The 25,093-nt window shown below is 40.2% G+C and carries 19 protein-coding genes; 1 reads left to right on the top strand and 18 read right to left on the bottom strand.

Annotated elements, in window-relative coordinates:
- Nucleotides 1-13: 13 nt before the first annotated feature.
- From kynA to ACDZ29_RS17310, 17 genes are all read right to left on the bottom strand, one after another.
- Nucleotides 14-859, bottom strand: a complete 846-nt coding sequence (gene kynA / locus ACDZ29_RS17390; protein ID WP_289324177.1) for a tryptophan 2,3-dioxygenase — start codon at nucleotides 857-859, stop codon at nucleotides 14-16.
- A 17-nt stretch (nucleotides 860-876) separates the two neighbouring features.
- The gene (locus ACDZ29_RS17385; RefSeq protein ID WP_289317407.1) at nucleotides 877-2,226 is read right to left on the bottom strand and encodes an amino acid permease; all 1,350 of its coding nucleotides are present in this window, start codon (nucleotides 2,224-2,226) and stop codon (nucleotides 877-879) included.
- Between the two features lie 14 nt (nucleotides 2,227-2,240).
- Nucleotides 2,241-3,509 carry a kynureninase gene (gene kynU, locus ACDZ29_RS17380; RefSeq protein WP_370014272.1) on the bottom strand — a complete coding sequence of 423 codons (1,269 nt, stop codon included), beginning with the start codon at nucleotides 3,507-3,509 and terminating at the stop codon, nucleotides 2,241-2,243.
- Nucleotides 3,510-3,545: 36 nt separating this feature from the next.
- Nucleotides 3,546-5,060 carry a carboxylesterase/lipase family protein gene (locus tag ACDZ29_RS17375; protein ID WP_375088256.1) on the bottom strand — a complete coding sequence of 505 codons (1,515 nt, stop codon included), beginning with the start codon at nucleotides 5,058-5,060 and terminating at the stop codon, nucleotides 3,546-3,548.
- Between the two features lie 205 nt (nucleotides 5,061-5,265).
- Nucleotides 5,266-5,679: a MerR family transcriptional regulator gene (locus ACDZ29_RS17370; protein ID WP_289317410.1), complete on the bottom strand. Its 414-nt coding sequence runs from the start codon at nucleotides 5,677-5,679 to the stop codon at nucleotides 5,266-5,268.
- Between the two features lie 84 nt (nucleotides 5,680-5,763).
- Entirely contained in the window at nucleotides 5,764-7,404 is a 1,641-nt protein-coding gene (locus tag ACDZ29_RS17365; protein WP_375091161.1) for a SulP family inorganic anion transporter, read from the bottom strand.
- A gap of 603 nt (nucleotides 7,405-8,007) precedes the next feature.
- Complete coding sequence (locus ACDZ29_RS17360; RefSeq protein ID WP_375088255.1) at nucleotides 8,008-9,417, bottom strand: glycoside hydrolase family 1 protein; 1,410 nt, start codon at nucleotides 9,415-9,417, stop codon at nucleotides 8,008-8,010.
- Nucleotides 9,418-10,215: 798 nt separating this feature from the next.
- Nucleotides 10,216-10,893: a beta-phosphoglucomutase gene (pgmB, locus tag ACDZ29_RS17355; RefSeq protein WP_289324173.1), complete on the bottom strand. Its 678-nt coding sequence runs from the start codon at nucleotides 10,891-10,893 to the stop codon at nucleotides 10,216-10,218.
- On the bottom strand, nucleotides 10,874-12,031 hold the full coding sequence (locus tag ACDZ29_RS17350) for a glycerate kinase (protein ID WP_375088254.1): 1,158 nt from the start codon (nucleotides 12,029-12,031) through the stop codon (nucleotides 10,874-10,876). Before ACDZ29_RS17350 ends, pgmB begins: the two co-directional genes overlap by 20 nt.
- A gap of 128 nt (nucleotides 12,032-12,159) precedes the next feature.
- On the bottom strand, nucleotides 12,160-14,382 hold the full coding sequence (locus ACDZ29_RS17345; protein ID WP_375088253.1) for a glycoside hydrolase family 65 protein: 2,223 nt from the start codon (nucleotides 14,380-14,382) through the stop codon (nucleotides 12,160-12,162).
- Nucleotides 14,379-15,413, bottom strand: coding sequence for a Gfo/Idh/MocA family protein (locus ACDZ29_RS17340; protein WP_375088252.1), 1,035 nt, complete (start codon nucleotides 15,411-15,413; stop codon nucleotides 14,379-14,381). Before ACDZ29_RS17340 ends, ACDZ29_RS17345 begins: the two co-directional genes overlap by 4 nt.
- Nucleotides 15,410-16,225, bottom strand: a complete 816-nt coding sequence (locus ACDZ29_RS17335) for a sugar phosphate isomerase/epimerase family protein (RefSeq protein WP_375088251.1) — start codon at nucleotides 16,223-16,225, stop codon at nucleotides 15,410-15,412. The genes ACDZ29_RS17340 and ACDZ29_RS17335 overlap by 4 nt, the downstream gene beginning before the upstream one ends.
- Before the next feature lie 107 nt (nucleotides 16,226-16,332).
- Nucleotides 16,333-17,391 (bottom strand): zinc-binding alcohol dehydrogenase, encoded by a 1,059-nt coding sequence (locus ACDZ29_RS17330; protein ID WP_375088250.1) that lies wholly within the window; start codon nucleotides 17,389-17,391, stop codon nucleotides 16,333-16,335.
- Between the two features lie 36 nt (nucleotides 17,392-17,427).
- A complete protein-coding gene (locus tag ACDZ29_RS17325) occupies nucleotides 17,428-18,276 on the bottom strand; it encodes a carbohydrate ABC transporter permease (RefSeq protein ID WP_370016992.1) in 849 nt (282 codons plus the stop codon).
- Nucleotides 18,269-19,144 (bottom strand): carbohydrate ABC transporter permease, encoded by an 876-nt coding sequence (locus tag ACDZ29_RS17320; RefSeq protein WP_375088249.1) that lies wholly within the window; start codon nucleotides 19,142-19,144, stop codon nucleotides 18,269-18,271. The genes ACDZ29_RS17325 and ACDZ29_RS17320 overlap by 8 nt, the downstream gene beginning before the upstream one ends.
- 133 nt (nucleotides 19,145-19,277) lie before the next feature.
- The gene (locus ACDZ29_RS17315) at nucleotides 19,278-20,579 is read right to left on the bottom strand and encodes an ABC transporter substrate-binding protein (protein ID WP_375088248.1); all 1,302 of its coding nucleotides are present in this window, start codon (nucleotides 20,577-20,579) and stop codon (nucleotides 19,278-19,280) included.
- 15 nt (nucleotides 20,580-20,594) lie between these two features.
- Complete coding sequence (locus tag ACDZ29_RS17310; RefSeq protein ID WP_375088247.1) at nucleotides 20,595-22,277, bottom strand: alpha-amylase family glycosyl hydrolase; 1,683 nt, start codon at nucleotides 22,275-22,277, stop codon at nucleotides 20,595-20,597.
- 403 nt (nucleotides 22,278-22,680) lie between these two features.
- Between ACDZ29_RS17310 and ACDZ29_RS17305 the strand changes: the two genes are divergently transcribed.
- Nucleotides 22,681-23,691: a LacI family DNA-binding transcriptional regulator gene (locus ACDZ29_RS17305; RefSeq protein WP_375088246.1), complete on the top strand. Its 1,011-nt coding sequence runs from the start codon at nucleotides 22,681-22,683 to the stop codon at nucleotides 23,689-23,691.
- Between the two features lie 280 nt (nucleotides 23,692-23,971).
- Here the strand turns inward: ACDZ29_RS17305 and ACDZ29_RS17300 are convergent, their stop codons facing one another.
- Nucleotides 23,972-25,093 carry an NADH-dependent flavin oxidoreductase gene (locus ACDZ29_RS17300; RefSeq protein ID WP_375088245.1) on the bottom strand — a complete coding sequence of 374 codons (1,122 nt, stop codon included), beginning with the start codon at nucleotides 25,091-25,093 and terminating at the stop codon, nucleotides 23,972-23,974.

Here is a 25,093-nt window from a genome sequence, read left to right as displayed (position 1 = left end):
CTCCAGTCAAAGCTTACAGTTTGGTCCTTAAAGTCCAAAGCTCAGGAAAAAATGGCTGTTCGACCACTTTCTTCAGATAACTTACACCGGATGATCCGCCCGTTCCCATCTTATTACCGATGATCCGCTCGACAGTGCTCATATGATTGAATCTCCAGAATTGTTGCTGACTTCCAATATCAACGAGTTTTTCGGCCAACTCATACAAATCCCAGTATTTATGCACATCACGGTAAACTTTCAGCCACGCGCTTTCGACACTGGCATTTGCCCGATAGGTTTCAGACCAATCCCTGTTCAAGACTGATTCATCAACGGGAAGTCCTTTTGCAGCCAAAGCCCCAATCGCCGCATCATAAATACTAGGTTTATTCAAAGCAGCCATCATCGACTCATACAGCTCAGGCTGATGACGGAAAACCGCCAATATTTGCGAATTCTTTTGACCCAATGCAAATTCTATCAACCTGTTCTGAAATGATTGAAATCCGGAAGAGTTTCCTAGTTTATCCCGGAATTCCATATAATCAGATGGCGTTAAGGTCGAAAGCACATTCCAGGATTGAACAAGTTGCTGTTGGATTCTAGCCACTCTGGATAGCATCTTAAAGGAAGGCTCCAAGTGCCCTGCCTCAATATGTTCCGTTGCTGCAGTCAATTCATGGAGGATCAATTTCATCCATAATTCACTGGTTTGGTGAATGATGATGAACAGCATTTCATCGTGATGTCCGGAAAGCCGGTGCTGACTTGATAAAATTTGATTTAAATGCAGGTAGTCCCCATAGGACATATCCTTCTCAAAATCAGTTACCATCCCTTCTTCCAAACGATGTTTATCCTTTGGTCCATTATCCATACCATCCCTCTTTCCCTTTACGTTCTTTTGATTTTCGACATTAAAAAATAAACGATGCAAAGGAAGACCAGCCAAGGAACACCGAACTGGAGAACGATTTTAAACGGGCCAGTGAACCAAGTAGATACCGTTAAAGCAAACAAGAGTAATGCACCAAGAATCGTTAAATACGGAAAGCCATACATTTTGACCGGTAATTTACGCCCCCCTGATCTCTCCCACCCCTTTCTGAAATATAAATGGGAGATGAACACCATGAACCAGGTTAAAATGGCTCCGAACATCGATATCCCCATCATGAATGCATATGAGGTATCCGGAAGCAGGACCTTTACTCCTGCAGCAAGAAATATGCCCAAAGTGGATATGAGAAGGGCTCTTATCGGGACTCCTTTCCGGCTCACTTTTTGAAACAGGGATGGAGCCTGCTTTTGCTCGGATAATGAAAATATCATTCTGGTGGAGGCATATAATTGGCTATTCATTGCAGATAAAGCAGCTGTTAAAATAATGAAATTCATTATCCCCGATGCTCCAGGGATATTCAGGATTTCCATTACCCTAACAAATGGGCTTTTCTCAATACCAGCGGATTGCCAGGGAACGATCATTAACATGATTCCGATTGTCAGTACATAAAAAGTGGCAAGTCTGAAGACAGTTGCCTTCAACGCTTTAGGGACGGCAATATCAGGGTCTTTTGCTTCTCCCGCCGTCACCGCAATCAACTCAGTTCCTAAAAAGCTGAAGAGAGAAATAAATATAGCGACCCAAAGCCCCCAAAACCCGAAAGGCATAAAACCTCCATCATTGGCATAGTTCTCTGCACCGATCCCGCTTGAAGGTTCGGCGCCAATCACCACATAGGCACCCAAAAGAATGAAAATGACAATGGCGCTAATTTTGATCATTGAAAATATATACTCAAAATTCCCGAATGTATTGACACTTGTCGCATTTACATAGATTAGCAAGGCAGCAAAAAGGAAGATCCAAACGCTTCCAGGTACATCCGGGAACCAATATTTCATATATACCGAGATTGCACTCACTTCGACACCAATGGCAAGGACATTCGCTATCCAATATGAATACCTCACAACAAAACCCGCAAATGGACTTATATATTTTTCAGCAATGGTTCCAAAGGATCCTGATGTTGGATGGGCTACAGTCATTTCCGCCAAACATCCCATCAGGAGAAGGACAATGAATGCACCTATTGCATAGCTGATCAGTACACTTGGACCTGCCGTTGAAATCGCAAGGCCACTGCCCAAAAATAATCCTGTGCCGATTGCACAACCCATGGCAATCATTGTAATTTGATTCGATGATAATTCACGATGCAGCTTATTTTTCTCCATTTGGTGCTCCCATTCTAGGCAATGATTCCCCTTTTATTTTCATAGTTTTCATATAACCTGCCGTCCATGATCTTTTTGAGGACCTGTACCGTTTCATAAACTTCCTGAAAAGTGGTATAAAGAGCAACAGGTGCTAAACGAATCATATTCGGTTCACGATAATCGGGTATGATAGCCTCATGTTTCAATGCTTTACATATTCTTGCAGCTTCTTGATGTTCAATGATGATATGACCGCCCCTTTTTGATTCATCCCTTGGGCTGCCAATTTCAAATCCAAATCCCGCCAATTCCGATTCGATTAAATCCATAAGATATTGAGTCAGCCTCAAAGATTTATTCCGGACTTGTTCGATTCCCGCTTCCGCAAACATTTCTAGCGAGCCTAAAAGAGGAGCCATGCTTAAAATATGGGGAGTTCCAATCTGAAAGGCACCTGCTGAATTTGCCTGAGTGAAGGAATGTTCCATATCGAACTGCTTATCCTTCCGCGAGCCAAACCATCCCGCCAACCCGGGCTTCCTGTCAAAATGCTTACGGTTCACATATAACCCCGCTACACAACCTGGCCCGCCATTCAAATGCTTATAATTACACCAAAAAGCGAAATCCACTTCCCACTTGTCAAACCAATGCGGAATGGCACCCACGGAATGACAGGCATCGAATCCTATCATGATTCCACGCGCATGCGCTTCTTTTGTTAACCTCTCCATATCAAGGATCTGTCCGCTTCGATATAAGACCGTCGGAAGTACAATCAACCCTATTTCCTCTTTCATCTCTGCAATGATGTCATCTTCTTCAAGGAATTTACCATCTCGGCTTTTCACCTGGACTAAATGTGACGAAGGGTCCAGCCCATGCAATTGGAGCTGGCTTTGAAGTGCATAGATATCACTGGGAAAGGTTAGGTCATCCGCCAAAATCTTATTCCTGCCAGCTATCGGTTCAAAAAAGGTCGCCGCAAGCTGATGCAGATTAGCTGTAGTTGACCCTCCCATTATCACTTCATCCACTGCTGCCCCAACCAATTGGGCACTCAATTCACCCAATCTCTCAGAATAGTAAAACCAAGGCTCTGCACCCTTCGTCCACCCATCAATTCCATACCTTTTCCAATCTTCCAATGAATTCATTAAACTTTTCTCAGCCCGCTTCGATAAAAGTCCCAATGAGTTTCCATCCATATAAATCATCCCGGGATTCAAGTAGAACTCCTCTCGGTAAGGAACTAATGGATCTACCTGATCCAAAGTTTTCGCATCCTCTTTCATTGACATAAAATTCCCCTCGCTTTCTTCCGAGTCCACTATATTTCACTTGTAAATCCCTACCCCTTCCCATGCCAACCTTATCATTCTGTTAGGATCTTTTTCAATATAATCCTTTTTATCAAAAATCATTGTGTAGTGATTGGTTTCATCATATTTCGGCCAGATTTCGCCTTCCGGGGGATTGGGGTTTCCATGTTTCGCAAAGTTGACCCAATGGCCCTGTATCCTTTGGGAAACCTTTAGTGCAGCTGGCCTGGAACCATATGAAGTAATCCGTTTGCCCAATGCCGAGTCGAAAGTCTGGAAGGCAAAAGGAATTTCCATACCATGGGTCGCCCCTAATTTACTTATGCGCATTGCCGCCGTTTTATAATCAAAACGGTACATCCATGTTTTTTCGATGCGACTGTATGCCTCCGCATACCAAACCGAAGGAATATGGAAAGTCGCATCCCGGCCAATGCCTAGCACAGCTTCCTTTTTTGGGTAGTTCAAATAAGCATTCGTAATTCGCTCTTTCGCCTCTGGATCAGTATTTTCAAACATTTTATGTATCATCTCTTCATTTATCGGGATTAACGGGGAATCCATCTGGTCGAATAATGTAGCTTCGTCCCTATTTGTTCCTATAAGCAAGGATATTCCCTTTACTTTTCCTGATCGAATCGAATCTAGTGGATAATCAGGCAGGAAGTCACCATCCACGACAGGTCCAAATGATAGGGAACCCGGCTTGTCTTGCGAGTTTTCCTGTAAGAGTTGGTAGGATGCCGCGACAATCTCTTGAACTGGAAGTGTTTTTAACCGATGGATTTCATTCTTTTCAATGCCCAAGATCTCAAGGAACCTTTCACTGAAATGGCGCGCAAATCCTTTTCCGTAAACAGATGTCGGAGCGGGACTTTCTGCAATAGCTTGTTTAAATAGACCTCTCGCTGAAGGAACGGTAAGTAAAGTCGTTACGGCATTCCCTCCAGCTGATTCACCAAATATCGTAACATTTTCAGGGTCGCCGCCAAAAGCTTCTATATTCTCTTTAATCCACTTCAGAGACGCCACTTGATCACGTAAACCTAAATTGGTTTCAAATATTTCCCCCTCAACTGCCAAATCGGTAAAATCCAAATATCCCAGTGCACCCAGCCTATAGTTGATGCTTACTACGACTACGTCTCCATTCTTAGCCAATAAGTGTCCATTGTACATGTCAAGGGATCCGGCTCCCGTTATATATGCTCCACCATGAATCCACACCATGACCGGGCGTTTTTTATCATCAGCTCTAGGTGACCAGATGTTCAGGAACAAGCAATCCTCATCCATTTTTTCATTTCCTGCCATTCCTGTTCTTACAGCCCGATCCATCGGCTGTTGGTGTATGGGACCAAAATCCACTGCATCCATGACACCGCTCCATTTATCAACGGGCTCAGGCGAGCGGAAACGCAGAGCATCTATCGGCGGTTTCGCATACCTGACTCCACGCCAAACGCATATACCGTTTTCCATAGTGCCTTGAAGATGTCCTTTACCTGTCGTAACTATTGATCCAATCATTCACTCTCACCTCTTCATATAGTCGTAGATACTTAAGTTCTTCTTTTTCCGTTCACTTATATCCTTCATCTATATCGAAAAAAGATTAAAATCTCCATTTAGTCAAGTACCACTATCTTATGCAATCCTTAAGTAAGCATCGTTTGCCGAGTTCAACAAAAAAAAGACCCAATCAGGTCTTTTTTTGTTGAACTCGGCAAAAATCTTAGGCGAGCATGGCAATGATGCTCAATAAAGAGCTGCTCCGAACGGAAAGCTGTTTTGCAGCATATGTTAACTGCTGTTCATCAAGCTTTTCCAGTAAGGGCTTTAATTCAAGCAATTCATTCTCCAGTCCTTTAAGGTCTGTAGATATCTTGTCCACCAACAAGAGCACTTGCTCCGAATCAACAGTGGTTTCAGACAAAACTTGTAACCGTTCCTTGATTTCAGTCAACGGCATATTCTGTTCTTTATACCGATTAATCATTTGAAGACGATTTAGGGCATCTTCTGTGTAATATCGATATCTTGACCCAGTTTTTTCATAGTTCAGCATTCCTAATTGTGTGTAATAGTCAATGGTTCTCCTCGAAACATTCGCAAGTTCAGCAAGCTGGCCAATCCGATATATATTCATCCAGACAGTCACCTTCTTTTAAAATCTACTGTTAACGATACTATAACATAACAATCCAAAAAGGTGACTTCGAGGATGAATCCATTAGACTACTTTATCCGAATTACCCTTCAGCTGCTTCTTGGCAAAATACAGAGCATCTTCCCTCGATTTAAAAAAGTGCTGTTTTTCTATTTTATGATACAATCCGGTGCTGAGTAGCAATTCCTTTGGTTGCTGCTGGATTCCAGAAATGATTAATTTCCCCTTATATTTTCCGATACGATTAACAATCGCCAATAGTGCAGCCTCTGCTGAAGTGTCCATATAGGTTACCCGGCGCATGCTTAATACCAACACCTTCGTCTTATTATCCAAGTTCGCTAATATCGATGATTCCAGGACATCAATCGAACCAAAGAAGAGAGGACCTTCCAAGTTATACACATTGATCTTTGAATCCGAATTATCAATAGGAACAACCTCAGTAATTTCATGACTTCTTTCCCTAACCTTTAACGTTTGGCTCATTTTTGCAATGAAGGTGATGAATGCAATCGATAAGCCAATCCCCACTCCCATGATTAAATCAGTGAAGACAGTGACGAGAAAGGTGACTAGCAAAACGGCAGAATCCGCAGTCTTCGTTCTCAATACATGGGCGAATTCCTTTCTTTCACTCATATTCCAGGCAACAAACATCAATATGGGTGCCATGCTAGCCAAAGGTATATGCGCTGCAAATGGAGAAAGGACAAGCAAGACTAATAAAACGACAATTCCGTGAATGACTCCTGACATCGGAGAGGCTGCCCCGCTTTTTATATTGGTAGCTGTCCTGGCAATAGCACCTGTTGCCGGTATCCCACCGAAGAATGGAGTCGCGATATTCGCGATCCCTTGGGCAACCAATTCCTTATTACTATCATGCTTGGTCCCCCCCATGTTATCGGCCACGGTAGCGGATAACAATGACTCGACACCGCCCAACAAAGCAATCGTAAAAGCAACTGGAAGGAGTGTGATAATGATCTCCACTGAAAGCTCCGGCACTTGGAATTCCGGAAAACCTCTCGGAATCGCTCCATAAGTGGAACCAATCGTAGCCACCTTATCGGGAAATAAAAAGTAGGCAGACATTGTGGATATTAGCAGCCCCAGAAGTGGAGCTGGCACTCGCGGCAGAAGTCTAGGTGCCAGCAGGATGACGATGAAACATATGATCGCAACAATCACACTATATATATTGATCGTGCCTGCATTAATCACCAGTTCTTTCATGTTATCTATAAAAAATTCATGTTTTTCCACATTCATACCAAAGAAGCTGGCAATCTGCCCAGAAAAGATTATTATCGCAATTCCTGTAGTAAATCCAATGATGACAGGACGGGGAATGAACTTCATCAAATTCCCTAACTTAAGAAGGCCCATCAAGACTAATATCATCCCCGCTAAAAACCCGGCAATTAGCAGACTTTCATATCCATATTGCATAACGATACCAAATAATAAAGGTACAAATGCTCCGGTCGGTCCTCCAATTTGATACTTGGAGCCACCCAAAATCGATATGAGGATTCCCGCGATGATGGTCGTATATAATCCGTATATCGGTTCGACGCCTGAAGCAATTGCAAAAGCCAATCCTAAAGGAATGGCCACAACACCTACAACCAATCCTGCCGTTACGTCCTTTTGAAAACCCTTCATGTTATATCCTTGGAATCTGGAATCTTTTATCATCCTTTTCAAACTCACATCCTTAGTCGTTTTTTAAAATTGGAATTTACCATTATCAGGAAAAAGATATTCTTTCATTTTAGAGGGAGTTACTCAATCGATATCAATATTAACTATTGTAGAGGATACTATTCTTTCAACGGGACTGATTGGTTCACTACAAACATACGGGGGACCTTTCAAAAATAATAAATAATCGTCATATGTAATCTCCTTTGTTAAGTTATTTGACATGGTTCTTGGCCACGCTTCAACATTATACAGTAAAACGTAAAACTGTACATTGTTAGCAATGTAAACATTTGTTTACAATTTTTTGAATTTTTTTACATGCACATTACAATCTGGGACCATACTTCCAGTCTAGTTAGTTTGATCCCGGAGATATAGACTACAAACCGGGAAGTTTGAACTTTCGACTAATTCCCCACTCATCTCAAGGTGTCGCCTTGAAACAAATATTGATCATAATTCCCGATACTACAGAATCGTTTTTTCCAAACTTATCTTTTATGGTCGATATAATTTCCCTATTATTCGTTCAATCATTTACTGGTCTATATATACAAAAACCTCTTGATTAATATCAAGAGGTTTTCTTTCTATTTACAGCTCTTCTCCTCTCGTCTCGATAATATGCTTATACCAATGAAACGACAGCTTCTTTTTTCGGTTTAATTGATCATGATGGTCCACGTAAATAAATCCGTATTGCTTTTTATACCCGTTTAACCAGCTTAATAGATCGATGACAGACCAAGCGTAATACCCTTTTAAGTGAATGCCTTCTTTGATTGCACGCTTAATAACTTTTAAATGTTCCTCAATATATTTAATACGAGGAACATCCACTATTTCACCATCAATAATCGGATCCTCATCACCAAGTCCGTTTTCCGTAACATACATTTTAATATCACCATAACGCCCTTTTAACATATGAAGCCCATCTAAAAATCCTTGAGGAGAGATTTCCCACCCCCATTTTGTATATGTTTTATCTTCCATTTTCACGGTCCGATAAAAGCCATCAAAAGATGGGTTCCCTGGAGCTAGAGTAGATGTTTCTCTTGAATGCTCCATGGATGAAACGGCTTCCCGATTTTTTTCCACTCGAATGGGCTGGTAATAATTAAGTCCAATAAAATCATTCTTTTCCGCATTTCTTTTTAACGTATCCAGTTCTTCTTCGGTCCAACTTGGCGTCCAGCCTTTCTCCTTTAATTGCTCAACCACATAAGCTGGATATTCACCTTTTAATATTGGGTCATAATACCAAAAAGTTTCATATTCATTGGCATGTCGGGCAGCTAATGCATTCTCATGCTTATCATCTATGCTGTAAGCTGGTAAGAAAACATGGGTAATCCCAATTTCACCGTAATGATTCAGTGCCTTGTATACTTCTACTGCTTTCGCATGTGCATAAAACACGTAATGTGTCGCTTGAAAATATTTATTCTCATCATTTTGGATACCAGGCGGATGCGCACCTTTTAAATAGCCCAATCCGCAAAACATTACCGTTTCATTAAACGTGATCCAATGTTTGATGCGGTCTCCGAATGCCTTAAAACAAATTTCTGCATACTTGACGAATGCTTCAGCTGTTCGCTTATTCGTCCATCCACCATCTTGTTCAAGCGTCAAAGGCAAATCCCAATGATACAGCGTAACAAAAGGAACTATCCCATATTTTAAGCATTCATTTATTACATTATTATAAAATTCCAAGCCTTTTTCATTTACTTCTCCGTCACCTGTGGGCAAAATACGTGCCCATGAAATGGAAAACCGATACGATTCAAGTCCCATCTCTGCCATTAATTTAATATCTTCTTTGTAACGATGATAATGGTCTATGGCTATATCTCCGTTTGTACCTTCATATGTTTTCCCCGGAATCTTTGAAAAAACATCCCAATTCGTTATACCTTTACCATCTTCATTCCATGCTCCTTCTATTTGAAAAGAAGCAGAAGCTGCTCCGAATAAAAAATCGTGTGGAAACTTCATAATAAACCCTCCGTTTTTAAACCAGCTTATTAAATTGATAATAATATATTTTATTCATTGGCACAAATATTTATATAATTTTATTCAATATTTGACTATATAATCTTCGTAATAACATAACCATTAAAGATAGTATTTACTGTATAGGAATGATTAAATCCCGTGTCAATGAGAAACCTAAAATAAAAGACGTTAATTCTGTAAATCATGCCTCTCTTTTAGTCAAAGATGAAATAACCTTACTTACCCTTTTGAACAAATAGGGTATTCAATATACTGGTTTGGTGATTTCGGATGTAGATTGTATACGAATGACGGGTTTCATTTTGATTGCATTCCCCTCAAATATTTCTTGTTTCTCCATCTAGGTTTATCCCTATCTATCGTATGTACACATACAAAACCCGTCCACCTAAGGAGGACGGGTTACACATATATTCAAGATTTTGGCTCACCTTTCCACGACCAAGGTCAACCCTCTTAACTGGCTTTTCCCATAGGTGAACTGGAATGACAAGTTCATCCTGAGCCTTTTTGAAGGATAGAATTCTACAAATTTGGCAATAGCAGCCCATTTGATGGTGCAGGGTCCTTTCCACTCCCCTTTAAGTGGCGAAGCAATTATGAAAAATCTGATGATTGCTATGTAGGCCATCCCTTGTGTGGAGTTACACGTTGAGCCCATTGGTCATCAATAGTTCTTATTGATTCATTTGCACGGTGATCAGCATTTTCTGTTATGGACAGAGCACTGCCTGGAGTATTACTGCCCACTTAATTGGGCAGTATCTTGGAGAACTATCTTTCTCTCCATTTTTTATATTCAGACTTTATCATTTCCCATTGAAGTTCTTTCGTTGCATGTACCTGATAATCGGCTTTATTAAGAGTATTTCCCACACCGACAGCAAACATTTCGCTTGCCTTGATGGAGTCAATCCCTGCAGAAGCATCTTCAATTCCGATTGATCGTTTTGGATTCGCATCAAGCTGTTTACATGCCGTCAAGAAAATTTCCGGATCAGGTTTCGATTTTTTTACTTTTGCAGCATCTACAACGTAATCAAAAGTATCCTCTAACTGTAGTGCCTTTAATACGGTGCTTGCATTTCTGGAAACAGAAGCAAGCCCAATGGAAATTCCTTCTAATTTAATATTGGTAATCAGCTCCAAAATCCCTGGCAGTATATCTTGAGGCGTCAATTCATTCAGAAACTCACAGTAGTGAAGGTTCTTTTTTTCAGCCATTTTTTCTTTTTCGCTCAAAGTGAAGTCATTTTGCTGATTTCCTTCTTGCAAAATCAACTCAAGGGAATCCATTCGGCTTACCCCCTTTAGCCTCTCGTTAAAGACCTCGTTAATACTAATTCCTATTTCACTAGCCAGTTCTCGCCAAGCCAGGAAATGATAATGCGCTGAATCGGTTATGACACCATCAAGGTCAAATACTACTGCATCAATAAATTTTTCTTCCATTATAACCGTCCCTCTCTTTTCGAAGAAGTGCTGCAACATTTCGAGATGTTCTCTCTATATTTTTAAATGCACCGCCTAGAATGTTTTCGATGGGCAGCATTGCAGGAATCGTAGGGAATATGGCATCAAACCCATGATCGTAAAGAACATCAGATCCCTCACCCACACTTCCGCAAATCGCTATTACTTTTGCTTTGGGTGGTGCGCATTTAGCTACACCCGAGGGCGCTTTTCCATATATTGTCTGATGGTCTATTTTCCCTTCTCCCACAATCACTATATCTGCATCTTGACAAATTTCTTTTACCTTTAGATGCTCCATCATAAGTTCAATGCCCTTTTTTAGTTTAGCTCCTGTAAATAACAACAGACCGGCGCCCATCCCTCCACCTGCACCACTCCCGGGTAAGGAAGAGACATCCATTCCTAAATAGTTGCCTGCCATTTGATGAAACCTGCCCATGGCTTTATCCATTTCATCTAGCATATCTTCAGGAAGCCCTTTTTGTGGACCATAAATATAGGTTGCACCGTCAAGGCCCGTTAAGGGATTTTCCACATCTGCTGCTATCGTAATATTAACAAGATCTAATCTCCGGTCACGGTTCCTTTCAGACATAGAAACAATATTAAACAGATCCTTGCCGGTACCCTTTACTGCTTTTCTTTCACCATCAAAAAATTCATAACCAAGAGCGGAAGCCATCCCTACTCCTCCATCATTAGTTGAACTCCCGCCAACTCCAATGATCAGTTCGGAAGCACCTTGGTTCATAGCGTGAATCATCAGCTCTCCCACACCAAAAGAAGTAGTATGTAAGGGATTTCGTTGCTCTATAGGAACAAGATGCAATCCGCATGCTTCCGCCATTTCGATAAATGCTGTCTCTCCATCATTCGAGAAAGCTATTTTCGCTTCAACCGGCAATCCTAGTGGACCGGTAACAGAAATGCTTTCGACCCTTCCCTTGTGAGCGGATACCAAAGCTTGAACAGTACCTTCACCGCCGTCTGCAATTGGAAGCAAATGATACTCCGCTTTCGGGAAAATGGACATGAAACCGGATTGAATGGCTCTTGCGACCTGGTCTGATGGTAAACTCTCTTTAAATGAATCTGGTGCAATTACAATTTTCATGTCTGCCTCCTGAATGTTACCTAATGAGTTCTTCTTATGAATAATCGTGAAAGCAAGCAAGTAAAATCCTAATTCAGATGATTACATTGCAAGTACGAACGCTTTTAAGAGCGATAGTATTTCTTCTGCTATTGGAAGCTTACTTCAACTTTGTTCGATAGCAAATATTCAGCACCGTTTAGTTCTATTAGTACATCATCACCCGAGACTTTCGTTATTACGGCTTGCTTATGTGTAAGGATGATATGTAAGCGCGACCCTCGGAAAATTAATGGAAAGGCAAGTTCCGACCAGTCAGATGGCATGTTAGGTTTTAAGCTTAAGCGATGATCCTTGATCGAGATATTCGCAAAACCGAACATTGTCGCCATCCAGATGGCACCAAGGGATGCAGCATGAAGCCCTTCATCTGAAGATAGTGGGTTCGGGCCCAAGTCGATTAAAGATGCTTCATGGAAAAATTCATATGACTTTTCTAGTTCACCCGCTCTTGCTGCAACTATGGCATGAATCGCTTTGCTCAGTGAAGAATCGTGTATGGTGTGCTCCTCGTAATAATGCAAATTTTCAGAGATTACATCACTTGGAAATAACTCCGGAAATAAATAAAGCAGCATAACGACATCGGCTTGTTTTAAAATTTGCATTTCATTTACTTCTTGACGTGAAAAATCCATAAGAATCCCTTGACTACCCTGAGATTCTTTATAGCGGGAAAGGTCGATTTCAGGCTTGCTGAGGAATGTATCATCCTGGGGAATGATTTTATGATCATTAGCCTTAGGTAAATATAAACGCTTTAGAAATTCCTGTCCTCGTTCCATTAACAAACCATCTGAATCCCCATACTTATCCATAAAAAATAGTGCAAGCTCAACATTGTGCCAAGCCATATAGTTTGTAAATGCATTATTATCAACGTGTTCTGTGTATTCATCCGGCCCGATGACATCTTTGATAACCAACTGTCCATTTTCTTCTACAGCCCTGCTGATCCAAAACCGGCTCGTTTCTTTAAGCAGCTCAAGCCCTTCTTTTCTCATAAAAGCATCATCTAATGTATTTTTGTAATATTCCACGACTGTATAAGCAATGTCTGCCACAATATGATGTTCAGCTATAGCGGATGCCACTTTCTGTCGCTTTCCAGTTTTAATATTAATGGCCGCAAATTCAGGTGTTTCTTCTTCTCCGGTAAAAGCACTTTCCCAAGGGAATAAAGCACCTTCAAAGCCATTGGATGCAGCTTTCTCTTTTGCCTGTTCTAGTTTTAAATAGCGGTATCGCAATAGTTTTCTCGCTTTTTCCGGTTCTGTAAACAGATGGAAGGGTAAAATGAACATTTCAGTATCCCAAAAAACATGACCTTTATATCCTTCCCCCGTCAAACCTTTCGCTCCGACACTGAATCGTTCATCATGTGCAGGTGTCATAACTTCTATTTGATATAAAGAAAAATCAACAGCAAGCTGATCAAAATCCCTGGTTGACGATATTTTGATGCGCTTTTGCTTCCAAAATTGCGCCCACTTCCCTGCTGACTTTTCAAGTAAAGCGTCATATCCATATGAAGAGTATTTTCTTAGTGCCACAACACTTGCTACTTCTGGGCTTTTCCCCATAATATCTGCATCAAGTGACGTAAAAACGGCACCGATTCTTTCTAGAACAAAAGGGCTATCAGGCAGAAGGTCCTGCTTAATGGTGGATAGCAGCTGCCTATTTTTTGCTGAATAAGATATATCACTCTCGACTGAACACATACAACACGCCGCAAGTGCAATCGTATGCCCTGATTCGGTAGTTTTATAGATGCCCTGTATCAAGTCCCCCTCAATTACACGAACCTTTTCTTCAATAAGATGCTGTTTTCCAAAGTTAGTTTGCTGCGCATTGATTCCAGTTACTATTTTTATTTGTGTGTTTTTGTCCAAAGAAATGACCGTTAATTTTGTACCTAGAACATGAAGGTCATTTTTTGCTACAAAACGTTGAAATGTAAAACGGAAACGTGCACCAGAATTACTTTTCCATAATATTTCACGGTTTAATTCCCCGGTTTCAAAGTTTAGCTGGCGTTTATATGAAAGGACTTCTCCCGTTAGCAGGGAAAAAATATCTCCATCAACCTCAATATTCATTCCTATCATATCTGGCAAATTGACTAATTCGGACGGTTCATTAGCCGTAGCTTTATTATAAATACCGGCTACATACATACCTCGTGTTTGATCTACATAGTTTTCTTCATGGGTGGCACGCAGACCACAGTATCCATTCCCTATTGTCATTAAACTAGCAAATTTATTTATATAACGCAGGTCAAATCCATTTTCCACTAATTTTTTCATATGGTTACACTTTCACCTTTTTCAGCAGATTGATAGAGAGCTTCGATAAGTTGCACGATCAAGTAACCTTCTCTTCCATTAGCCACCATGACTTCTTTGCCCAAACATTTATCAACAAAGGCAGCCATTCCTTTCTGAACCCTGTCCGGATCAGCTGTCTTTCTGTCCAAAATCGTCACTAATTCACCTTTTTGATCAGTATAAATATTGGCAGGAAAAAGTGTTGCTCCCGCCTCATCTCCAAAAAATTCCACATTCATGATTGATGTTTCTTTAATATTTAAAGCAAATGAAGTCTCGAGTTGCAGCAAGCAACCGCCTTCAAGCTCAATAAAACCAAAAAGGGAATCTTCCACTTCATACTTTTTTGGATCCCATTCCCCAAAAGATCCATGTGATTTTTTTGTGCCAATTTTTTGAAACATCTTAGCTGTTACCTTCTTCACTTTTGGATAGCCTAACACATAGAGGGCGGCATCGAGCATGTGGACACCTAAATCTATTAGAGGCCCCCCTCCTTGCGCTTCTTTATTTATAAAATTCCCCCACCCTGGTACACCGCTTCGGCGCAGGGCTTTTGCTTTTACGACATAAATATCCCCCAGCACACCTTCTGTCACATTTTTTCGTAAAATTTTAACATCATCAGCAAAACGGTGATGAAAATTATATGCAAGAATAAGGTTGTTTTCTTTAGCAACTTCTTGCATATGCTTTGCTTCTATAGAGGATATTGCGGGTGGTTTCTCGCACATTACATGACAGCCATATTCCAAAGCCTTTATCACATTTTCATAATGATATCTATTTGGCGTGCAGACACTAACGATGTCAGGCTGTTCTGCCTGAAACATTTCATCTGCATCTGTATATGATCGAGCTATTCCGTTACGTTTCGCAAAGTTTTTTGTCCGCTCAATATTCGGACCAACAACTGCAACAATTTCTACTTCTTCACGTGTATGGTAGTAGGGAACATGTACTTTTTCTGCCGTTTGTCCTCCACCAATTATCGCAACTTTCTTCTTCATCCTTGTTCAGCCCCTCTAAAGCCTAATGATTGTTGGAGGTGACGCAATGCTTTTAAATATTCCGCTTTTGGATCATTTCCTCTTACACGGCATTCAAGTGTTAAAAAACCATCATATCCATCTTCTTTTAGTTGATTAAAAGGGGTCTTGAAATCCAGTGAGCCGCTACCCGGCTGAAAACGATGATTATCTGCCAAGTGAATGTGCCCAATCAAGTCCCGATTTGCATGTAATGCCCCTGAAATATCATCTTCTTCAATATTCATATGATAGAAGTCTGCAATGATTTTTACATTGTTTAAATTATTTCCTTCTATATAACTTCTTGCGTCGGCTAATGTGTTGATCATATGATCCTGATAGCGATTCAATGGTTCTAAGAAAATTGTCGTCCCAGTCTCTTTTGCGATTGTGTCCAGGTAAAGCAGGGAATTGCTTATGGACTCTTTATCACCCTCCTGGCTTCTGGGAGAAACCATTGGGGGCAGACGGTAAGTGAACATGCCCCACGCAGCTGGAACCACGATCCCTTTCCCACCTACTTCTTGTAACGCTTCCAGGATTTTTTTGATTTCAACTAATCCATTTAGTCTGCGTTCCTCGACAAAGTCACCAATCCAGCCTGTATAGCCTCCGCAGGCAGTCGTAACCGGAATTCCGGTTTCCGCTATGGCATTTTTTATTTCGTCTAGATGCTCAACTAGCATTCTGCCATCAATTTCAAATCCTTCAAAGCCAGCCTCTTTTAAAAAAAGGAATTTTTCTTTGATATTCTTAGGGAAAAACTCCTGGTCCTGTGTACCAATTTTCATTAATAACTCCCCCATACACATGTATTAAAATGGAAAATTCACTGAAATCCGCTATTTTCATTTTTTCAAATTGTAAGGAAACCGCTACAACCTGGACAAACTCATTATTATTTTTTATACTCGATTCCCATTTTAATACTTAGTTCAGGATGCTGATCTACATATTCCATGTACGCTTCTGCACTCTTTTCAAACGTAACGATTGGTTCGATGATATCTTCACAATTCAGATACCCGTTCATTAACAACTCCCAACAGGTCTCCTCTATCCGCTTTCTATTCCAACGTGGATAATCTGGATTAGGTTCGCTTGCTGCGCGGGAGAACACAATCTTAGCATTATTGAAATGAGCTTCACGGCCAAAATTCAACCCTTCTGGGAAAGCCTTCCCAAAGGCTACATATGAGATAGTCCCGCCATATGCAATACCCTTTAGTGCCGCCTGAAGAGCTGCAGCATTGCCACTTGTTTCAATGATTGAATCTGCCCCTATTCTGTTTGTCAGCTTTTTCACTTCAAAACCTACATCACAAACAGTTGGATCAAAACAAGCATCCGCCCCGTTACGAAGCGCAATATCTCGGCGCTGGTTCAGTGGATCGATGCCGACAACGATACTCGCACCTGCTTTTTTAGCCAACTGGATTGCCAGCTGTCCAATTGCGCCAAGCCCAACCACCACTACGTAATCACCTGCGCGAACATTAGCATCGCGTACACCGCTCATTGCAAATTGTGCAGGATCATAGCAAACTGCATTTTGCCATTTTGAACCCTCTGGCATTTTACGTAAACGGTGGTTATCAACTGCATTTACAATAACAGTCTCCCTGATTGGTCCATATGTACAAACAGTCTCCCCCACCTGGTATCCCGTTACTTCGGTTCCTACTTCAATTATTTGACCTACAACCATATTTCCAAGCTGGAATTCACCAAATACGATCCCTTTAGTTGTACCTTCTTCCCGTGGCATAAACATGCGCCATTCTTCAGAGAAGTTCTCATCCATAAAAGGAGTCATCCCGCGGAAGTCTATAACTTCCGTGCCATGTTTAGGGGAGGCAAACTGCACTTCTATTTTCACCTCATTTGGCTTTATGGAACTTTCTTCATAATCCAGCAATGCCGCTACTCTTGGTTTTACCGCAACTAGTTTTTTCATAATAAATTACCTTCTCTCATTTATTTTGTATTCCGTTTACCCTTTCACTCCTCCTTCAGTTAAGTTTCCTTTTATGAAGTGCTCGGAGATTGCGTACATCCCTACTACAGGCAGCGCCGTTATAAGCGAAGCGGCCATCATTCTGCCCCATATATAGTCAGGTGTACTGAACAATGCATTTAAGCCGATTGGAAGCGTGAAGTTTGCGGAATCCGACAAGAAAATGGATGCAAATAGATAATCATTCCAAGCGACCATAAAGGAATATACAAAAACGGATATGATACCTGATATGGCTAGTGGAATGATAATATAGAAAATGATCTGCACACGGTTCAACCCATCAATCATCGCCGCTTCCTCCAGATCCTCTGGGATAGTGTCAAAATAACTTTTTAACATGAATATCGAGGTTGGAAGCGTTTGAACAATCATGGTGATAATCAGTGCTGTTTTCGTATCATATAACCCAAGTCCGGAGATGATCTTAAATAAAGGAACGACAAGTAAAATCCCAGACAACATATACACCGTATAAAAACTAGCATTTATGGTAGTTTTTCCGATAAACTTCAATTTCGAAAGGGCATAAGCCCCAAAAATGCCTATTGCAACGGACAGCAATGCTGCAGTAAGGGCCACTATTAAACTATTCTTAAAATAAGATAAATAGGGGAAGATATCGGGATTAAAGATATCTACATAATGCTGGAATGTCCAATCCTCTGGAAAAAAGGATGGGTTAGTAGCAACCGCTTCCTTCGAACTTTTAAAGGAAGTCATCAACATGATGAAGAATGGGAATAGGGAAATAGTCAACAGGATGATCAGCCCAAGATAAAACCCGATCTTTCTTGCTGCTTTATTCTTTTTACTGCTAGCCATTGCCATTTAATTTCACCCGCTTTCTTGATGCTATTATAACGATAGAAAGAATAATAAAAAGAATTACAGAGATGGATGCGGCTTTACCGAGATCATTAAAAGCAAATGCCGTTTCATATAGGTAAATCCCAATAATATTCACTTTGTTTGTTAACAGATATACATCTGTGAACATATAGAACAGCCAGATGGAACGTAGCGTTATAATTGTTATCAGCACAGGCATAATTGCCGGGATGGTAACATTTTTGAACTTTTCCCAGGTGGAAGCCCCATCAATTTCTGCCGCCTCATATAAACTTTTATCCACTGTCTGCAATATCGCCAGGAATGAGATGAACGCATAAGGAAAGTATCTCCATATTGCAAAAAGAACGACTAGAATGAAGCTGCTAACAGGATTATCAAACCAGAGAGGTGCCTTTTCAAATAAATGAAACACGTCAACTCCTAAATGATTTACGACACCATAGCCATTATTGAACATGTATTTCCAAGCAAAAACCAAAGAAATTGAAGGGGTTACATAGGACAGAATAATTAATGAACGGGCAGCCTTACGGAATTTGAATGGACGGTTAAAAAAGATTGCCACAACCAATCCCAAGGCTGTACTCCCCGCCACCGCTAAAATCATGTATAAAAGTGTAGTTCCCAATGATTTTAAAAATTCGATATCCGTCAGTATTTCTGTATAATTTTGTAACCCGACAAAGGTTGCACTTAACCTTGGGTTAATTGGAAGATCAAAAAAGCTGATCTTTATGTTAGATATCATTGGGTATGCAACCAGCAAAAGCACTAAAAAGACACTTGGGAAAAGTAGCACCACTGCCAATTTCAAATCTGATTTCCCTCTTTTTTTCATTTTTTCGGTCCCCCTAAATAATCACATTTTTTAAATTGTACAAACCAATAAGGGATTTTCTAACTTTATTGTTAGGCGTAGACCTTGGACTTATTTCTAAAAATAGAGGGCCTTAATCACCTTCACTTATGCCTTATTTTTTTAAGACATCTTTCATTTTCTGTTCAGCGTTTTTAACTTCCATATCAACGCTTTTTCCTCCGACTGTTATATCATTTACCAATTTTGAAATAGAGCCTGAACTCGATATCACTCCCATTTTCACGTAGTTTTTTTCACCGACCAAACCAAACACTTGGATTTCATTAAATGATGCGGCGATTTCGGTTGATAAGTCTCCGAAGGACTTTACTACTTCATTTGCCTGATATGCAGCATTTTCTGTAACCGCTTTACTAACTGGTTGTGCACCGCCTGGTGACATTAATACCCACTCGGTCATATTTTCTGGCCTGGACAAAAACGTTGTGAATTCCTGTGCTGCTTCTTTTTGAAGATCATCCAATCCAGAAGAGATCGTGATTGCAGAAACCGTTCCAAACACCGCTTTTGTTTTTTGCTCCGGAATTGCAAACCCTATATTTTCTGCATCGCCTTCTTCATATACAGAAGGAAGGATATAAGTTGAATATACCGCCATTGGTGTTGTGCCATTCATGAATGCATCTTTCACCTCAGTGGTATCATTTGAACCAGGCATCGTATATTGGGCCAATTCTTTATAATAAGTTAGCGCTTCTTTCATCGCCTTTTTATTAAAATCCAACTGCCCTTTGCCATCAAGAACATTCGCATTGTTTGATAGAGCAAATTGTGAGAAAGCCTGCTCTGAAAATCCACCTTCAACAGTCGGCAAACCAATACCGTACTTTTTATTGCCGCTGTCAGTAAATGCCTTTGCGATCGACATTACATCATCCCAGGTTTTCGGCTCTTCGAATCCTTTGGATGCCAGCATTTCTTTATTAAACCAAATGCCTTGAACCCAGCCGCTGATAGGGATACCAGTGTGCCCTTTCCCATCTTCTGGCGTTACTAATTTTAAGGCACCATCATAGAAGTCTTTTTTACCAGCTTTATCAAGGGTATTACTAACTGCCTCTTTGTCGATAAGTTGTTCTTTATCCATGACTTTGGCATAATCTTGCCCAACTTCAAGTACCGCAGGAAGTTTCCCGGCACTAGCTAAAGTGATAATTTTTGTATTATATGAATCTTCTTGAACTGGAACTTGCTTGATTTTAATAGTGGGATTTTCTTTCTCAAACTTTTTTACCAGCTTGTTGACGACGGCTAGACGCTCTTGCTCTACAGAGGAATGCATGAACTCAATTGTTGTTTTTGCCTCTTCTCCTGCCTTTTCGTTCCCACCGCATGCTGATAAGGTCATGCTTAAAACTAAGATAAATACCAAAATTAGGATTTTGAATTTCATCTTTTTGCCTCCTAGTTAAATTGATTTCAACCAAAGGAATTGATAGGGATTTAGTGTAATGGTACCTTCGAGAGCCATTTTATCCCCCGTTATTACATTTACAAAATTGCCTGAAACCTGGCAATCTACAGGTTCATTTGCAAAATTGTGAATAATGATTAGACTATTTTGGGGATCATTTCCTCTTTTGAGTGCAAATAACTTTTCACCTTTATCCAAAATTTCCATAGGCACATCTGGATGAAATAATGCTTCTGCTTTTCTAATTTTGATAATGTTCGTTAACTCTCTATATATCTTGCTTCGTAAAGAACCTGATTTTTCCAGTTCTGTTTCAATTTTATCCAAACTATACTTTTGGCGGTTAATTGAACGGTTCATTCCTGTTTTAGCTACACCTTCATAATCATTACTAGATCCTAATATACTCTGGATATAAACTGCTGGCACTCCCTGAAGTGATAATAAAATGGAGTGTGCCGCTAAAAACCTTTTCACCTTTAACTCATCATCATCCGACAGTTTATTTAACGCGTCCAAGTACGTCACATTGATTTCATATGGACTTTCCGTGCCATCTGGATTTTTTTTGTAGTTAACTTTTGCGCCTTCCCTTTTCAGGTCCGTTACCAGATCAAGAATTTCTTCCTCTGAGATAATACCGCGAATAGGATTCAATCCAATACCGTCGTGTGAAGCAAGGAAATTAAAGAATGTTGTATTATCCCCTGCTGGCTGTAGATTTCTTGCCCACTCTGTGAGAGCGCTCCCATTTCCGCGATTAATGGAGTAAAGCACAAGCGGCGGTAAAGGGAACTGATAAACCATATGTGCCTCATCGCTTCCATTGCCGAAATATGAAATATTATCTTTATGAGGTACATTCGTTTCAGTGATGATGACAGTTCCTTTAGCGACTTCCTCAACAATATCACGGAACAATTTTATGATTTGGTGCGTTTTTTCAAGGTGGATACAAGTCCCTCCGACTTCTTTCCACATGAACCCTACCGCATCTAGCCTAATATATTCCGCACCTTGCTCAATATAAAATAATAGAACATCAATCATTCTCAATAAAACTTTTGGGTTTTTGAAATTCAAATCAATTTGGTCTTCACTAAACGTCGTCCAAACATGCTTTTCCGATCCATCATCCATTTTAAACCTGGTGAGGACAGGTGTGGATCTTGGTCTTGTTACTGAACTTAAATCTACATTGGGATCCATCTCCGTGAAAAAGCCGGAATATTCAGGATTCCCGTTTATGTACTCTTTAAACCAATCACTTTTTGCTGAGATATGGTTGCACACATAATCAAACATGATTCTCGTTTTTTTCGATAGTTTTTCAATATCTTCCCAATCTCCTGCAATTGGATTGACCTTCTTATAATCCACTACCGAAAAACCATCATCCGACGAATATGGATAAAAAGGCAGAAGATGAACGATTTCAAATTTGTCTGCTAAATAACGATCAAATACCTTCTCAAAAGTCGCCAGTGTAGGCTTGCCTTCCTCCTGAAATTGATCAGAATACGTAATCAAGACAATATCTTTTTCATCCCATCTTTGTTTTCTTTTTTTATAGGGTGTTTCTTTTGCTTTTACAAGTTTACCTTTTAGGTCAGTCCAAATCTTTTGTGTATCCGATTCTCCATAAATTACGGATAATCTCTGTTTAATATATTCCATATACGCCCCCTTCTTGGAACCGTTTCCATATAAATTAATAGTTAAATACTTTTCCGTGGAACCGCTCCCACAAACAAAATATAATACAGTAAGCGTTCTCTGTCAACAAGAACCCAAATGGGGAACCACGCTTTTATTTTAGAGGGTTTACCTAATTTTATATGGGGTCCAAAAATGGCTTTCTCTGCAAGATTGCCTACTACTTTTAAAATTTCTATTGCCACTATCATGATTCATCAATATAATTTACCCTATGAAACCGCTCTTATTATTAATAAATAAAATCAATCTATAAAAAAATAAACCAACCAGTAAGGATCCATTTTTTTCAATGGTACTTACAAAACCTATTAATATTCGGAAATAATCATACAGATAACATACTAGGAGGAGGAGAATTTTATTGGGACACACTATCTACGATATTGCCCGTGTTGCAATGGTTTCAAAATCCACCGTATCACGCGTGCTAAACAATCAAAGCAACATCTCTGTTGAATCGCGAGAGCGCGTGTTAAAAGCAATTGAACAATTAAATTATCAACCTAGTAAATTAGCCCGGGCCCTTTCCTCCGGATTTGATGCGATCATGGTACTATCGCGTTCTGCCAAGACTACCGAAAATAACCCATTTTTCTCAGAAATCATTCATACAATATCAACCAATGCTGAAGACGAAAACTTCGATGTCATATTACAGACTGCGAAAAACAGTCAGGATGAACTTCAAAAGTGCATAAGGAAAATAAAAGAGAAATTAATAAAAGGGATCATAATGCTAAGTTCACCAGCAAATGAGAACTTCTTTCAACAAATAGATCCATTTAATATCCCTATAGTAGTCATTGGAAAGGTCGAAGGTCATTACAAAAACGTTTTTTCCGTTGACACGAATAACTACAAGGACAGTTATGATTTGACGCAGTATTTGATTGATAAAGGACATCGTGATATCGCCTGCTTACATTCTCCACTCGATTATCATGTTTCCATCGATCGCTTGGAAGGATATAAATCATGCATTAAGAACAATGGGCTCCCACTAAAGAATGAATGGATCATCAACAGTGGGTATACAATTGATGCCGCACATCAATCAGCAAAACAACTATTGGGAGATAACCGGCCTACAGCTGTTTTTGCAACTGATGATCTTAAGGTGATGAGTATTTATAAGATGGCAGCAGAAAATGGAATCTCCATACCAAAAGACCTATCCATCGTAGGCTACAGTAATTCAAATTTACATCCATTTCTATCTCCCTCTTTGACTTGTAAAGAAATCCCCGTGAAAAAATTAGGGGATATAGCTATACAGGTTCTCTTTACAAAGATAAAGGGTAATCAAGATCTGATACCGCATACCATCATTCCGACTGAAAACATTATCCAAAATTCCGTAGCTGAAGTTTGAATTGTTTCTTAATATAATTATTCAAATTCATAATGTCTTCCTGAAAGGATTTTGAAACCTTTTAAACGGGTGGGAATTCTGCTTTTTTTCTTAAACATACCATTTTCACGAGTAACCCTAAGTTATTTTACTTCATAAAAAAACCCGCATTTATTATTGTTAAATAACAAATGCAGGTTTTTTTAGTTATGGACATCTTTTAGCTATTATGGACATCAAACAAAATCCCGCCCTCCAATAAAAAGAGGACGGGTTACATATTATTCAAGATGTTGACTCATCACTCCACAACGGGGAGCCAACCTTTTATATGAATCAACTTTTCCCAAAGCGGATCTGGAATGACAAGTTCATCCTGATCTTTTTTCGAAAGGGTCGTCCGTATTTCCCCTTCTTTTCCAGACCTGATTTTTTCAATCCAATGCGGTTCCATAAGAAGTTCACGGCCAAGTGCGATAAATGGGACTCCCGTTTCCATAGCTTCTGCAACTTCATCGGGTGTATGCAGGGATCCTACACCGACAACCGGAATACGATTCCCTACTTTGTCGTAAATTTTAACGATGCGCGACTTTGTCCTATCACTCTCACGGAATGATCCATTCCAGAAGTGACCTACCGATATATGTAGATAATCCAGGTTTTGATTTGCTAATCTATCAACAAACTGGATCGTATCATCTAAAGTTATTCCAGGATCGCTGCCTTCTTCAGGAGAAATTCGGTAACCAATGATAAATGGCTTTTCCGCATGCTCAGCAACCGATTTCTCTACTTCATTCACAATGGTAAGCGGGAAAATCAATCGTTTTCCCAGAGTTCCTCCCCAGTTATCCGTACGACGGTTCGAGTGCGGCGAGAAGAATTGTTGAAGCAAATACGTATTGGCACCATGGATTTCCACACCATCAAATCCCGCTTCGACGGCCCTTCTTGTTGCTTCTCCAAATTCCTTGATTACGCCTTGAATTTCATCTTCTCTCATTTCCCGCGGTACCGGTGCTTCCTCGCTGGAAGCAATGGCACTTGCAGAAACAGGTTGGTTATCTGGCAATAATTCCGGCGGACTTTGGCGGCCTCCATGATATATTTGCAATATCGCTTTTGACCCGTTAGACTGTATCGTTTCCGCTAATTTTCTCAAAGATGGGATAAATGAATCGTCATCTGCACTTAATTGACCTGGGAATCCCTTTCCTCCAGCAGATACATAAGCACATGCCGTGACAACCGCACCTACACCTGCCGAGCGTTCAGCGTAATAGGCCAGTTCATCATCGGTTACAAACCCTTGATCATCCGAAGAATAAGTGGTCATAGGTGCCATCATGATACGATTTTTCACTTCTACCCCTGATGGAAATTTATATGGTTGAAAGATCTTTTCGTATTTTTGATTCAT

The sequence above is a fragment of the Peribacillus sp. RS7 genome (genome assembly GCF_041956845.1).
GTDB lineage: Bacteria > Bacillota > Bacilli > Bacillales > DSM-1321 > Peribacillus.
The sequence above is the reverse complement of the archived record's forward strand: the minus strand, read 5'-3'. Positions and strand labels throughout refer to the sequence as shown.

Excerpts from the sequence above, each read along its gene's own strand:
- ACDZ29_RS17315 (WP_375088248.1), bottom strand. The coding sequence starts at position 20,579 with ATGAAATTCAAAATCCTAATTTTGGTATTTATCTTAGTTTTAAGCATG.
- ACDZ29_RS17310 (WP_375088247.1), bottom strand. The coding sequence starts at position 22,277 with ATGGAATATATTAAACAGAGATTATCCGTAATTTATGGAGAATCGGAT.
- ACDZ29_RS17375 (WP_375088256.1), bottom strand. The coding sequence starts at position 5,060 with ATGATTGGATCAATAGTTACGACAGGTAAAGGACATCTTCAAGGCACT.
- ACDZ29_RS17300 (WP_375088245.1), bottom strand. The coding sequence starts at position 25,093 with ATGAATCAAAAATACGAAAAGATCTTTCAACCATATAAATTTCCATCA.
- ACDZ29_RS17345 (WP_375088253.1), bottom strand. The coding sequence starts at position 14,382 with ATGAAAAAATTAGTGGAAAATGGATTTGACCTGCGTTATATAAATAAA.
- ACDZ29_RS17360 (WP_375088255.1), bottom strand. The coding sequence starts at position 9,417 with ATGAAGTTTCCACACGATTTTTTATTCGGAGCAGCTTCTGCTTCTTTT.
- ACDZ29_RS17335 (WP_375088251.1), bottom strand. The coding sequence starts at position 16,225 with ATGAAAATTGGTACACAGGACCAGGAGTTTTTCCCTAAGAATATCAAA.
- kynA (WP_289324177.1), bottom strand. The coding sequence starts at position 859 with ATGGATAATGGACCAAAGGATAAACATCGTTTGGAAGAAGGGATGGTA.
- pgmB (WP_289324173.1), bottom strand. The coding sequence starts at position 10,893 with ATGGAAGAAAAATTTATTGATGCAGTAGTATTTGACCTTGATGGTGTC.
- kynU (WP_370014272.1), bottom strand. The coding sequence starts at position 3,509 with ATGTCAATGAAAGAGGATGCGAAAACTTTGGATCAGGTAGATCCATTA.
- ACDZ29_RS17370 (WP_289317410.1), bottom strand. The coding sequence starts at position 5,679 with ATGAATATATATCGGATTGGCCAGCTTGCTGAACTTGCGAATGTTTCG.
- ACDZ29_RS17340 (WP_375088252.1), bottom strand. The coding sequence starts at position 15,413 with ATGAAGAAGAAAGTTGCGATAATTGGTGGAGGACAAACGGCAGAAAAA.
- ACDZ29_RS17330 (WP_375088250.1), bottom strand. The coding sequence starts at position 17,391 with ATGAAAAAACTAGTTGCGGTAAAACCAAGAGTAGCGGCATTGCTGGAT.
- ACDZ29_RS17325 (WP_370016992.1), bottom strand. The coding sequence starts at position 18,276 with ATGGCTAGCAGTAAAAAGAATAAAGCAGCAAGAAAGATCGGGTTTTAT.
- ACDZ29_RS17385 (WP_289317407.1), bottom strand. The coding sequence starts at position 2,226 with ATGGAGAAAAATAAGCTGCATCGTGAATTATCATCGAATCAAATTACA.
- ACDZ29_RS17350 (WP_375088254.1), bottom strand. The coding sequence starts at position 12,031 with ATGAAAATTGTAATTGCACCAGATTCATTTAAAGAGAGTTTACCATCA.
- ACDZ29_RS17365 (WP_375091161.1), bottom strand. The coding sequence starts at position 7,404 with ATGATAAAAGATTCCAGATTCCAAGGATATAACATGAAGGGTTTTCAA.
- ACDZ29_RS17320 (WP_375088249.1), bottom strand. The coding sequence starts at position 19,144 with ATGAAAAAAAGAGGGAAATCAGATTTGAAATTGGCAGTGGTGCTACTT.